This is a genomic window from Lentimicrobium saccharophilum, from assembly GCF_001192835.1.
Classification (GTDB): Bacteria; Bacteroidota; Bacteroidia; order Bacteroidales; family Lentimicrobiaceae; genus Lentimicrobium; species Lentimicrobium saccharophilum.
Window position 1 is genome coordinate 1,650,369 of record NZ_DF968182.1, and the last position, 13,702, is coordinate 1,664,070.

Annotated in this window: 10 protein-coding genes; all 10 read right to left on the minus strand. The window is 46.2% G+C overall.

The annotated features are described in order from the left end of the window. Positions 1-2: 2 nt before the first annotated feature. Positions 3-2,423 carry a T9SS type A sorting domain-containing protein gene (locus tag TBC1_RS06200; RefSeq protein WP_062039842.1) on the minus strand — a complete coding sequence of 807 codons (2,421 nt, stop codon included), beginning with the start codon at positions 2,421-2,423 and terminating at the stop codon, positions 3-5. A 6-nt stretch (positions 2,424-2,429) separates the two neighbouring features. Further along, on the minus strand, positions 2,430-2,744 hold the full coding sequence (locus tag TBC1_RS06205; protein WP_062039844.1) for a hypothetical protein: 315 nt from the start codon (positions 2,742-2,744) through the stop codon (positions 2,430-2,432). 67 nt (positions 2,745-2,811) lie between these two features. Continuing rightward, positions 2,812-3,390: a T9SS type A sorting domain-containing protein gene (locus tag TBC1_RS06210; protein ID WP_137305475.1), complete on the minus strand. Its 579-nt coding sequence runs from the start codon at positions 3,388-3,390 to the stop codon at positions 2,812-2,814. A 123-nt stretch (positions 3,391-3,513) separates the two neighbouring features. Beyond that, positions 3,514-6,003, minus strand: a complete 2,490-nt coding sequence (locus TBC1_RS06215) for a T9SS type A sorting domain-containing protein (RefSeq protein WP_062039848.1) — start codon at positions 6,001-6,003, stop codon at positions 3,514-3,516. 81 nt (positions 6,004-6,084) lie between these two features. Further along, positions 6,085-7,188, minus strand: a complete 1,104-nt coding sequence (locus TBC1_RS06220) for a hypothetical protein (protein ID WP_062039850.1) — start codon at positions 7,186-7,188, stop codon at positions 6,085-6,087. A gap of 430 nt (positions 7,189-7,618) precedes the next feature. Continuing rightward, positions 7,619-9,619: a tetratricopeptide repeat protein gene (locus tag TBC1_RS06225; RefSeq protein WP_062039852.1), complete on the minus strand. Its 2,001-nt coding sequence runs from the start codon at positions 9,617-9,619 to the stop codon at positions 7,619-7,621. A 287-nt stretch (positions 9,620-9,906) separates the two neighbouring features. Next, positions 9,907-10,119: a hypothetical protein gene (locus tag TBC1_RS06230; RefSeq protein ID WP_137305477.1), complete on the minus strand. Its 213-nt coding sequence runs from the start codon at positions 10,117-10,119 to the stop codon at positions 9,907-9,909. 36 nt (positions 10,120-10,155) lie between these two features. Continuing rightward, the gene (locus tag TBC1_RS06235; RefSeq protein WP_082189505.1) at positions 10,156-11,382 is read right to left on the minus strand and encodes an alanine dehydrogenase; all 1,227 of its coding nucleotides are present in this window, start codon (positions 11,380-11,382) and stop codon (positions 10,156-10,158) included. A gap of 119 nt (positions 11,383-11,501) precedes the next feature. After that, positions 11,502-11,948: a tRNA (adenosine(37)-N6)-threonylcarbamoyltransferase complex ATPase subunit type 1 TsaE gene (gene tsaE, locus TBC1_RS06240; RefSeq protein ID WP_062042839.1), complete on the minus strand. Its 447-nt coding sequence runs from the start codon at positions 11,946-11,948 to the stop codon at positions 11,502-11,504. Between the two features lie 106 nt (positions 11,949-12,054). Further along, entirely contained in the window at positions 12,055-13,608 is a 1,554-nt protein-coding gene (gene porX, locus TBC1_RS06245) for a T9SS response regulator signal transducer PorX (protein ID WP_062039862.1), read from the minus strand. Positions 13,609-13,702 lie beyond the last annotated feature (94 nt).

The following is a 13,702-nucleotide window of genomic DNA, read 5'->3' on the forward strand; positions in this document are numbered from 1 at the left end:
ATTTATTTCTGAAGTACAATTTTTCCTGAAAAAAGCTGATTACCGGCAATTACCCTGCAGATATACATTCCGCCGGCGAAAACCTCCGGATTCCATGAAATCCGGTTATTCCCTTTCTGACAGAAACCATGGTTTGCCTGATATACCGTTCGCCCCTGCAAATCAGTAACACAAACGGTTACATCTGCTGAGGCATTCAGTTCAAAATCGAAAACAGCGATGTTGTTTGCCGGATTGGGTGAAATCTGCAAAGGCCGGGGAGTGTCTTTTTCTCCATAGAGCAGAAAGTCATCGATCCCCAGCGGAGGCAAAGGCAGTTTGGTCAGTTCACCACCTTTTCTATACAGAATAATATTTGCATTCATTCCGCTGCCGCCTGAAATCCGGCCTTCGCCAACAGCCACATAACCTCCGCCTGCCAGCGGCTGAGCATCGAAAACATAACCCCTGGTCGGCATATATACATTCCCCGGAGACCAGGCAGCGGTATCAGCCGAGATGAAGTTTCCATCCGGATCATAAACCGCCACGTAAATCATTTCCTGTGAGCCGAAACCATTGCGGCTGAGGAGGTAATTACCATCGGCATTCCGGGCGATGGAGCTGAAACCGCCATTCTGGTTCGTATGCGGCATTTTCTCCCAGAGCAGGGTTCCACCCGCATCCAGTTTGGCCAGGTACTCACTGTTCATGTAGTATCCCGCAAGCAGAAATGAACCGTCATCCTGTTCGATGATATCCCCTCCCGTATCCCAGTAATCTGTGAAGTACTCTTTTGTCCATAAAGTATCCCCGTTCTGGTCGAAACGGATCACATACATATTGGTGATATAGCCAACCGATAGTGCATTCCCTTTGGTTCCGGCAAATATGTATCCACCATCTGCGGTGGTATGTACCTCTCCCACCTCATCGCGACGGTTGCCGCCATATCTTCTGGTCCACAGACTGTCGCCCTGCGCGTTGATTTTCATAAACCACAGGTCGCCTGAACCATCGTATTTCGTTGTTTTACCGGCAATGAAGCAGCCCCCGTCAGTGGCTTCTGTGATGGAGATGCCTTCTTCATCGGTTTCATAACCGTATGTTTTTTCCCATTCTTTGTTGCCGTTCTGATCAGTTTTAATAAGATAAAGATCTTTGCCACCGTTGCCGGAAGATTTGGTAAATCCGGTCAGCAGAAAGCCCTGATCGGGGCATTGTACAAAGTCGAAGGCCCGGTCCTCCTGGTTTCCGCCATAACTTCTGGTCCACAAGGTATCGCCATTGATATCCGTTTTGATAAGCCTCATGTCAAAGGTGCTGTTGGTGCCTGAGGAGCCCTGATACCCTGCAATGACAATATTTTTATCCGGTGTTTCCATAACGGCATACCCGCAACCGGCAGTTCCGTAACCTTCGAGGTTGTAATACCCATCAGAATTCCGCGGTGGATCGAGCTTCCATACATAAATGTCGTGCAGACGATTCGCTTTGTAATCATAACCGGTAAGGTAGAGATAACCCTCTTCGTCCGCTGTAATGGCATAGGCAACATCCATGTCGATGGCAGGACCGATGTATCGCATCACCCACAGATCGCGGCCGGTTTTATGGTGCAGGCTGATCATGTTGGCTTCGGCCAGCAATCCGCAACTGTAAGCCGCCACATGTACATTGGTGTCGGGCGTCTGCACTATGGAGAAACCCATGTCGAAGGTCCCGTAAAGCCCTTCATAGCGGTAAAACCATTCGGCTGTGCCTTGCCGGTTAACCTTCATCACGGCCACGTCAAGATCGGTATCCACCTGAGCATCGCGGCCGGCAGCACGACCCACGACATAGATGTTATCATCTATTCCGTAAAGCATTTCATAGCAGGTTTCTCCAAATACCGGTTCCGGGCCCGGCCCGTCAATGTTGCAGTTCCACTGGAATTCACCTGCAGCATTGAGGCAGATGGCGCCGATATCAGAGCCGATCACACAGCTTGCATAGATGCGGCCGTCGTTGCCGAAAACAACATCAGTGGCAACACTGTAACCGACATTAAACGCGGGATGAAGGTATTTCCAGTTAAATCCGCCCAGAGCGGTTAAACTTATAATAACCAATTGTTTTTCATTGGAATTGAGGGAATAACCGGCAGCATATACATTGCCATCGGAACCAACGGTAATCGCGCTGGCCATATCGTCACACAATGAATACGGACAAGCCCCGTCGAACCAGTATATCCATTCCTGCACGCCGGTGGTTGAGTTGATGGCTGTTACCAGAAAGTCGTAGTTGGCTTCCCCGGCCGCATATACCAACCCATTGCCGCCATATTCCACTGAATAAGCTTTACTGGCATAATCCCCGGTGTTATCGTAAATATATTCCCAACGGAAACTGCCTTCGGAAGTAAGGCTGAAAACAAGGTACTTATCATTGCCTTCCACATTTTCCTAAAAACCACAGATATACAAGTTTCCATCGGTTCCATAGTGGATCTCCGATACTTCCATCGCCTTATCCTGCTCTCCTTCATACACATACACCCACTGCCGGGTTCCCGCCTTATCCAATGCAATGACAACAATGTCGTGGTCTAAGTCATTGTACTCCACACCGGCCACATAGACAAAACCATCGTCTCCACAGACGATATCATGTCCAATTTCGCTTTTTCCGGTATTGTAGTTAAAATACCATTTATGGTCCTGGCTGTAGGCGATGAGGCCAAGCAACAGGATAATCCAGAGGCTGACGACATTTTTCATATTTATCTGTTTTAAGTTTTACCCAGTTCAGTCTGTAAGAGTATTACCCTAAACCTGAATAAAAGGATTATACCCTGATGATTTTTCTTACCATTACCTTATCGCCCGAAATGGCCCTGATAAAATAGATGCCCGGAGATAAATGACTTCCATCAAATAAAATCCGGGCAGAACCGGAACCTTTGTTTCCGGAAACAGGCACGGAAATCACCCTGCCTGTATTGTCGCGTATCTCTATCGTCAGAAAGGATTCGTTGGTGAGCTCACAATAAACTGACAACTCATTGTGAAAAGGATTCGGGGCCGGAATTACGGCAATCTGTCCTGTGAGTTCTTTTTCTCTGGAAACACCGGTATACCCCCCGTTGGAAGTGTGCACTGTTCCGGCAACAATGTTTCTATAATTCAACCCATACAAAAATTCGGCTAAGGGTATGAAAGGCATTTCCCGGCTCTTGAACTGGTCTTCCGTCCTGACAATGGTTCCACAGGCCCCGACTGCCACAAAGGCTTGTGCGTCAAGAGCCTGCCCGGCCCATAGACCATTCCCCTGTGGAAGTGGATTCTGCCATTGCCAGGGATTATGTGCCCTGGCATTGAATATCAATAAAATAGTTACAAAGGAAGATACGATTGCTTTTTTCATTTCGACAGCATTAATAATCAAAAACACTTTTTACATCCGAAAAACCAATTTGCATTTTCAGACGGAAGTTCTCAAATCAACTATAAAATTTTATTCTCCATCCATTTCAGGCTCAGCTATATTTCACATTTTCAACATTTTCCAGGCTGATGTACAATCATCAAACCACCCTTTCAGAAAATAAATTCCTGATGGCAGTTTTGAAGCATCGTAATTAAATCTGTGTTCACCTGAAGACCGGTCACAATCCATCAGGGTGCACATCTCTTTGCCGGTAAAGTCATAAAGTTTCAGCACAACATGGGCTTTTTCAGGCTGATGCCAGCTGATGGTGGTACCCTGTGTAAAAGGATTAGGATAGTTCCGAAACATAAGGGAGTTTCCCTGTTCATTCAAAACACCCGGATCCTTTACTCCAACCGTTGAATTTTCGTTATACCCGATCAGGTATATGGTTCCCAGGCTTCCGGTTTCAGTGCAATGGATATTGAGCTGAGCGGTAAAAACACTGCCGGCAGGCACGAACTGCACTGAAACTTCCCAGGATTCACCGGGGGGCACGGTTTGAATTCCTCCTCCCGATATCATTGAAAATGATTCAGCTCCGGCTCCGGTGATGTCAGCGCCCTCAAACTGCCAGTTCGTTGTTCCATTATTCATGCAACTTACCTGGTGAACATCGTCGTTCAGGTAAAAAAGCTGATAATTGGCATAATTGGTAAATGTTCCCCTGTTGATGATATCCCCCTGCACATAAAGAGCAAAAGATTCATTCTGAGTTGGTTCATTCCTGATTAAGCCATTATTCTCAATATTTCCGAAGTTGTAAAGACTATATGTATAAGAGCCGCCGCCGTATACCTGTGACTGAAGCGTATCGGTAACCAATAAATTGCCATAAAACCTGTTTCCATCATCAATTACCACTATTCCACGGATTTCTGTATTTCCGGATGCGGTAATATTGCTTAGGGTGGCATTTTTGATGATGGCGGAGTTTACCCTGCCATTGTAAAGATGCCCGGAAATATCGATTTCATAATGGTTCATCTCCAGGGTTGATCGCAACAGATTGCAATTACCTGCAATTTTAAGATCGCTGGTGGCAACGACCATACTGACGGAATCAACATCCGTGAAATTTGTCTGGAAAACTTTCCCGGGCAGTTGGTGAATCTGCTGTTGCTGACTACCGGAAAATTTGGTATAAGCATTCTCCCAAAGTCCATGATTGTCAATGCCTCCGGTAATTTCAAGAGACAGCAGGTCACCATCGTTTATGTTGCGGATTAATCCGTAATTCGTGATATCTCCCCGAACCTGAAGCGTATAAGTAATGCTTCCTCCGCCATATTCGATGGATTGAAGGGTGTCGTTAACAATTACATAGTCGTGGAAAATATTATTGTTTTCGATGGTGACAACTCCATTAACTGATAATCCTCCCATACTTATAATGTTGTTCAGGAAACCATTGTTCAGATTGGTATTTTCAATGGCTCCGCCGTAAAGCCACCCGTAAATTGTAAGTGTATCCCCTGCCATGTTCAGATGTGCCCCATTCAGATTAAGATCATTCATTATCGTGATATTGCTTTGCGCAACAATATCACTTTCAGGGTTAAGGTCGCTGAAGTAACTGTCGAAAAACCTGTCGGTACCCTGAGTAATATGCTGTGTTTCATCACCTGCTAACTTTACATATTTGCACGACCAGTGCCTGTTGTTTATAATATCACCGGTAATAAGGATTTCAAGATCATCATCATTCAATGGTGCTTTTGTATCCATATTATCCATAATCACCCCATTATTTAACAGATTTCCATTAATCCTTAGTTTATAGATGCCATACCCACCTCCATAAACATTGGCCATCAGGGTATCCGTTACTGTAATGTTTCCATTGAATTTCAGGGTATCCGAAACATCATACCCAACCTTAAATGTTCCAAGAATTTCGAAATCACCCGTAAGGGTCCCGCTGTTAACCAGGCAATGACGCATTTCAAGGGAGTGATTGCCAACACTGAATATATGGCCGTTGAGCATAAGATGGCTCCGGTTATAATAGCCGTCAGAGTACCAGTCACAGGTAAAAACCAGGTCGGTGAGGGCGGTGATGCCGGTACTGCTATTGACGATAATTTTACTCCCGAATGTCATTCCTTCAAGCAGGCTCAGGTTATGATTTCCTGAATTTGTCAGCTCCGTTTCAACAGGCATCCAGATGTTATTATTGGTAAGATCACCATAAACAAACATCTTCAGAGCATCCTCTCCGCCGTTCTCAACGATACCATTATTGACAGCGCTTCCATGTACATAAACCGGGAAAATTCCATTCCCCCCCCCATACCCTCCATTGCGGAGCGAACCTGACGAAGTGATTGTAAGATTGTTGCAGTGAACAGGCAGAATGGCATAACCACTTGTATAAGCCTGAACTACAGGCCCGTTGATGATTACATCATCGTTTTCACCGGGAACAGTCAGACCAATCCAGGTGTTGGGATCGTGCCATAAACCGCCAAATGTTGTTGACTGAACCTGAGAATAAACACTTACTGACACGACAGAAAGAATGAATGCGAAAAGTAGATTTTTTTTCATGTTACGGTTTTTGAAATTTTAGCTTAAATGATCTTTTTCCGGGTTATAAAGAAAGTTTTAATGACTGCGAGAAACCAAATTCTACCTCTTCCTGACCTCCGAACGTTTAAAACCTTTCACCCTTAATTCTGCATCATCATTGGGATTGTAATTATTGTTGTCGTGGTATATCACATCACCCTGAGCATTCTCCCAGCGGAAATTCCATTCATTGGTTCCGCGTTCAGTTTCTCCGGTAAACGGGTTGATGTAGTCTTCCTGACCGGTAAGGTTGAGGTACATGTCGTTGTTGATTTCTGAATTGGTCAGGGCACGGTGTTCGGTGATCTCCCGGTCAATGCGGGCAATGTCGCGCTGGGTTTGCAGGGCGATGTTGCTGTTCACCTGCTGGCTGCGGATTTCACGGGTAATCCATTCGGGATTGAGCTTTACCGACTGGCCGATGGTGGCAAACACAGGTGCCAGCTCTTCGAAAAGCGGTTTTTCGGCCCTTACATACCAGGTTTCCTTATTGCTCCACAAACCACCGCCCAGCTGACCCCAGTCCTCGATGGCACATACCATCTTTTCAAGATATGGAATACCGTTTTCGGAGTACTCAAGATTCGCGATGGCTGCCTGGTAATTGAACCGGTAACCACCAAGCATAAGCGATGACATTTTCCCATACTCTTCAGCCAGATTGGGGAGCTGTTGAACACCTGTAACCTTAATGTTCTGAGCATGAGGATGGGCAAACGGAATGGCAATTTCCCTGATAAAATCGACAGGTGTCATCATACGCATTACCATCATCCCGTTGTAGTTGCTGCCATCCGGGAACATGGGAGCAGCCAGGCTCTTCTCCGGATAGCGGTGTATATCGAAAAAGCGGGTGTCGGGCAGCCACCCCATGCCGGCTTTCTGATCGGGCGACGAGAGCTTCATATACAGCTTGGCTTCAATGGCATTGCCGGCGCCGCCCGCGGCATTGGGATCAACCCGCGTTATCCCGCCTGTAATACTCCAATCTTTCGGCAGCAGAAACGTAAAGGCATTTTCGTTGGGTTCGCTGTTGCGATAAAAAATTACCGGATGACCTTCTCCACCGCTTATAAGCTCCCCTCCATCTTTTTTGTCCGGGTTAAAACCTGAATTGCAGGCAATGAGGGCAAGCAAAGCAGGAATAACTGCTGGTAATGGCATGAGTTTCATAATTGAGAATGTTGTTCCGGGGGGCCGTTGCTATTGAGTCTACGATGTGGACGTAGTCATTACAAATTTACAACGCGTTTTGCAATATACTCATTAATAGCACCTTACAATATCCTTCAGAGCACCCTACAAAAACACTCAAAACAGTAGAAGTGGCAGAAGCAACTTGAGGCAAGGATTTTCGATTCTCAGTTCTGAATCATAGCGGTCTCAACTCCGCAACATGGCATGATGGCCTTGACTCCGCAACATGGAAAGGTGGTCTCGTGCCGATGGCCATCGGTACCCCTCGACCACCACAGAAAATCCCGGCTAAATAATAAAACCGGTGTTCAGGCGAAGCCCGGTGGTCGAGCGGAGTCCGGTGGTCGAGCGGAGCCGAGACCATCCGGAAACACCTGAGAGCAACTCATGTAAAAGATCAGATCAAAGCGATAAAGTTGGTAAGGTTCTGTTCATGAGGCACGCCAAGTTTTTTGCGGATACGGGTGCGGGCGACTTCGATACTCTTGATGGACTGGCCGGTGAGAGAAGACACCTCCCGGGTATTCATATCGAGGCGGATAAAAGAGCAAAGGCGACGTTCTGCCGGGGTAAGATCAGGGTAATTCCTGATCAGCCTGGCCTGAAAACCCGGATGAACTTCATTGAACTGGACTTCAAACTCTTTCCATGCATTGGGGGCCAGTTCCTGCTTCAATTGAACCTGAAGATGCTGAACAGATGCTTCTGACACATCCGTTTTTTTCAGCTCATCCAGTTCTCCGATCAGCTTCTCCAAAAGTTGGTTTTTTTGATTAATAAAAATAGTTTTTGCAGTCAGTTCACGCTCTTTGGCAGAAAGATCTTCGCTTAACCGGCCTATTTCTTCACTTTGCCGTCGGATTACCCCGGTTTCACGTTTTGCTTCATTTTTCCGTTTATAGATCAGCCAAATCAACGCAATACCCAATAAAAGACTTATTCCCAGCAGTAACAAAATGATGTTTTTCGTGCGGATTGCCTGTTTTTGAAGGAGGCTGTTCTGACTCAACGCCTCGTTCTCCTTTTTCAGTTCGCTCCGTGCGAAACCGGCTTCAATTTCCTCAATAGTCCTGTATTTTTCTGCCGTATAGATGCTGTCCTTCAAAGCGGCGGCACTTTTCAGGCAAGTATATGCCTTATCGGAATTACCGGCTTTTTCATAGCAGGCTGCCAGGCAGAGGCTGGCATCCAGTCTTCCTTTGAGCGAACCGGTCGCCGCAGCAATTTTCATTGCTTTGTCAGCCATTTCAATTGCTTCCCTAACAGAATTGAGGTTTATCAATGTATAGGACAGTTCGGTCAGAGCTTCGGCCAGTTCGGGCATTGCGCCTATCTCTTCAAAGAGATTCACTGATTTGCGGAAAAATGCCGAAGCAATTATAAAATCATTCTTTACTATATGCAATTTGCCAAAAAGCATGTTACACGAACCCAAAAACGATTTATCACCCGATTTTTCCGCCAGCCTAAGGGCATCCTCGAGAAAAAGACCGGCGTTTTCATAATCCTTAAGTTCGGTGTAGGCCCCTGCCATATTTTTATACCTGATTATCAAACGGTACTCATCATTGAGATTTTGTGCCATTTTCAGCGATTGGCTGTAATATTCCAGTGCCCTGAACGGGTTGTGGTTGTCGCTGTATAGGTTACCAATATTGTTTAAACAATCAGAAACCGCTGCTACATCATTTATTTTACGAAAAACCTCAATGGCTTTTTCATAAGATTCCATGGCTTTGGCAAAATCGCCGGTTTTGCGGTGCACATTCCCCAGGTTGTTGTGGCAGATGGCTTCTTCGTAAGTCATTCCCGTATTCCGTGCTTTCAGCAACGCTTTATTATATAACTCAACAGCATCTTTATAATTCCCGCGCAACTTCTGAACAATCCCCATACCTGCCAGGCACCAGAACTGACCTGAATCATCATTCAACTTCTCATATCCCGAAAGGGAAAGACGGTAATACTCCATGGAATTGCCGAACTGGCTTTGCTCCAGGTAAACCTCTGCAATATAGAAATAGCATTCAGCAACAAGCAACTTATCCCCGCTTGCTTCAGCTTCCCGCAAGGCCAACCTGAAAAGCTCCATGGAAACAGCATATTCAAGACGGTTGTAATGTACAAGACCCAGCCCAAGCCTGGCTTTGATCAGTTTTCGTTTTACCGCCTTTACCAATGCCTTGCTGCCGCCTCCGCTGAGACATTTTTCGGCAGCTTGAATGGCTGTGTTATAGAGTTGAATAGCTTCATCATCCCGGGCATCTCCTGCTTTAGCCAGAACAGAAGAAATCAGTGCAGTATCATACGGCATTTCAACACCTTGCGACTGTACACCAGCGGGAAAAAGCCAGGACAGACAAAACAGAAGCCGGCTGATTATTCTTAAACGGCTCATAAGGTTTTACGAAATCCGAAATAAAGATAATGAGTTTTCTATAACTTGTCAACTTACATGATGATCGATTTCATACATACCCTGCTACCCCGGTTTCTGTTAGGGCCTCTAACCCGGGCGCAGGCAGGCCCCAGGCGCGAATTCCACTCAACGTTACATTATGATTGACATCAGAACGAACCTTGACAAATTCACGATTCAGCGTCCCGCCTTCTATTTCCTTGAATAATTGTAAAAATATAACAGACTGCCGGCTTCATTATCCAAAGACAGTATTTAATCAGGTACTAAAGATTTGTTTCAGAACGCTTCCCCGCATTCGATTTGCCATAGATTTTTGAAACATACTTACCTGCATAATACGCCAGTATCAGCGGCAGCCATAAATGACGGATAAAAAAACTGCAATTATCCAATTGTTTGTCGGTATTCAACAGTAAAATATAAATTCCGAAGGATAGCAGGATAAATGCCATATCCAGCATGCGAGATATTTTCATTGAATTTCTATTGTAAATCAGAATAAAAATCAGATTTCAGTGAAATGCCGCGATCAGCAGTTCAATATCCTTGTGGGGCAGGTGAAAATATTCACTGATATAACGATTGGTAGAAATGCCGTTGTAAAGATAAACCCCGTTCCTGACCCCGGTATCGGTTCTCAGTATATTGTTAATACCGCCTTCGTCTCCGACCTTCAGCATGATGGGCGCCAGCAGGTTGCTGAGCGCGCGTGATGCGGTCCGGGGCACCCTGGAGGCAATGTTGGGTACGCAGTAATGAGTGACGCCGTATTTTTCGAATACAGGATTTTTGTGGTTGGTAATCACCGAAGTCTCAAAGCAACCACCCTGGTCAATGCTGACATCAATGATAATAGCTCCGGCCTTCATCTGTTGCACCATCTCTTCGGTAACACACACGGGCGATAGCCCTCCCTGCGGCCTCACGGCGCCAATGGCGACATCGGCAGTCTTCAGCGCTTCTTCTATCGGCCGGGGCTGCAGTACACTTGTATATATCCTCGTTCCCAGGTTATTCTGAAGCCTGCGCAACCTGTACACAGAGCTATCGAATACTTTTACCAACGCCCCCATACCCATGGCAGCCCGGGCGGCAAACTCCCCTACCGTACCAGCGCCCAGAATTACCACCTCCGTAGGTGAAATTCCGCTCAATCCGCCGAACATCAATCCCCTGCCGTAGTCGGGATGACTCAGGTATTCGGCAGCAATCAGAATGGAAGTATTTCCGGCAATTTCCGACATGGCCCTGATTACCGGGAAATTCCCGTCACGGTCCTTCATGTATTCATAAGCAAGCGCAGTAACTTTTTTGGCTGCCAGTTGCCTGAAATGAGCTTCGGTTAATCCGGCCAGATTCAGCGATGACAGCAGTACCTGTTTACCCCTGAGCATTTCAATTTCCTGGGTAGTCGGCGGTGCCACTTTAATGATCACATCGCACTGGAATATCATTGCGCTCTCATAAACAATCTCCGCTCCGGCTTCGCTGTATTCGTTGTCGGGATAGTGCGAAGCTGCGCCGGCATTGTTTTCTACAAGAACCCGGTGACCCGATTTCACCAGTTGGCTCACGGCATCGGGCACCAGTGAGATCCGGTTCTCAAGCCAGGCGGTTTCTTTGGGAATGCCAATGGTTAAACGGCAAGCCTTATTGGGAACCTCAAGCCTTTCTTCCTGTGGCATCAGTCCTGTAGTGTGAGAAGGAAACATAATAAAGTCCTGCTGCTGCTCTTCCATTTTTACCACCGTCTGAATTTCATGCTAAGATACAAAAAACAAAAACAACTTAACAAACCCCATGCATGTGCTCCGCAATCCATCAGCACCCACAGGGATTGCTGCAGATGCACTATTATTTAACTGGTAAAAATAAAGGCCCTGTCTTCACTTCCTTCATCCACAGCAATTTCAACCTTAACGGCCCCGGCCGGAATTAGCATCCCCGCGAGTTCGGGCCATTCGATAAAGCAGTAATCCCCGCTGAAAAAGTAATCCTCATATCCAATGTCGAGTAATTCCTCAGGTTTCCGCAACCGATAAAGGTCAAAATGAAAAACAGGCTTTCCGCTGCCGGTACGATACTCATTAACAATTGAGAATGTCGGACTGCTTACGTTGTCTATTACTCCTAATTGCCGGCATACAGCCTGTATAAAGGTTGTCTTTCCGGCTCCCATGGGACCTGTAACGGCAAATACCTTTTCAACCGGAAAAATGGTCAGCATTTGCTCCGCAATTTGATCAAGTTCGTGCACACTGCCGCAACGCAACTGAAGTGCCGGCGTTTTTTCTGAATAAATCATCTGCATCCCGGATATAAAAATGCAAAAATAAGAAGAACTGCCTCAAGCCGGGCTGATTAAAGCCGTGGAAGCACACTCTTTTTTATCAAAGCACCGGTTTACCTCCCTATTTTGCTTTCAGGGTCACAAAGGGTATCATCATTTCCTCCATCGAGATCCCGCCATGCTGGAAGGTATTCCGGTAGTAGTTTACATAATAATTGAAGTTATTGGGATAGGCAAAGAAATCGGCATTCCTGCAGAAAACATAATTAGAGCTGACGTTTGTCCGCGGAAGGTAAATATCCGCAGGATTTTTCACTTCAAATACCTCTTTGCGGTTATAACTAAGGCTGCGTCCGGTTTTGTAGCGCAGGTTTGTATTGGTCGCCTTGTCGCCCACAATTTTTACAGGGGCATCCACCTTTACCGAGCCGTGATCGGTAGTAATCACCAGGGGGATCTTCTTTTCGGCCAGAAAACGGATGATGTCGTAAAGCGGGGAGTGTTCGAACCACGAAACCGTAATGGAACGATATGCGGCCTCATCGTCAGCCAGTTCTCGGATCACTTCCATCTCGGTGCGGGCGTGCGAAAGCATATCCACAAAATTATAGACAATTGCATTCAACTTGTTGCCTGTAAGGTTCGGGAGCGTTTCTACCAGTTTACGCCCGGCGGAGAGGTTCAGTATCTTGTGGTACGAATACCTGACATCCTTTCCATAGCGCTTCAGTTGCTCGCCCAGCAGTTCACCTTCAAATTGATTCTTGGTGCCTTCATCGTCTTCGTTTACCCAGTAGCGGGGATATTTCTTTTCGATCTCAGTGGGGAGAAGCCCGGCAAACAGGGCATTCCTTGCATATTGCGTGGTGGTGGGAAGTATGCTGTAATAAATCTCATCGCGCTCAACCCGGTAAAGTTCACTGATGATCGGCTGAAGGATCTTCCACTGATCATAGCGAAGGTTATCGATCAGAATGAAGAACAGCGAAGAGGTTTCATCCAGCAGGGGAATCAGTTTGTCACGGATCAGTGTATGCGACATCACAGGGCGGTCGGGGTTCTTACCGTTCACCCAATCGGTATAGTTATTCTCGACAAAGCGGCTGAATACCTGACCGGCCTCTTCCTTCTGCATTTTTAGCACATCCATTATGCCGCTGTCGTTCGACTGCCCCAGCTCAAGTTCCCAGTAAACCAGTTTGCGGTAAACCTCCGGCCATTCACTATGGGTTAAGCGGTTACTTATCTCCATACCGATATTCCGGAACTGTTGCTGATAGCTGAAAGTAGTCTTCTCGCTGATAAGCTTCTTGTTTTCAAGGTTCTTTTTAAGACTTAGCAGTATCTGCTTGGGATTCACCGGCTTGATAAGATAATCGGATATTTTGGAGCCTATGGCATCTTCCATGATCGTCTCTTCTTCACTCTTGGTGATCATGACTACCGGAAGGTCGGGAAACAGGTTTTTTACCCGGATCAGAGTCTCAATCCCGGAAAGGCCCGGCATCTGCTCATCCAGAAAAACAATATCAAATGGCCTGGTTTTTAATATTTCAATTGCTTCCACGCCATTGTTTGAGGTAAACACTTCATAACCCTTATCCCTGAGGAACATGATGTGTGGTTTCAGCAGGTCGATCTCGTCGTCGGCCCAGAGTATTGTTACATTTTCCATACTAAATCAAGTGAAGGAGTTCGTTTATGCCTGAAGGGGAAATAAATTCCGTAATTTTGTATCATCCGGAACAGATACAGGAATAATGCCGGAA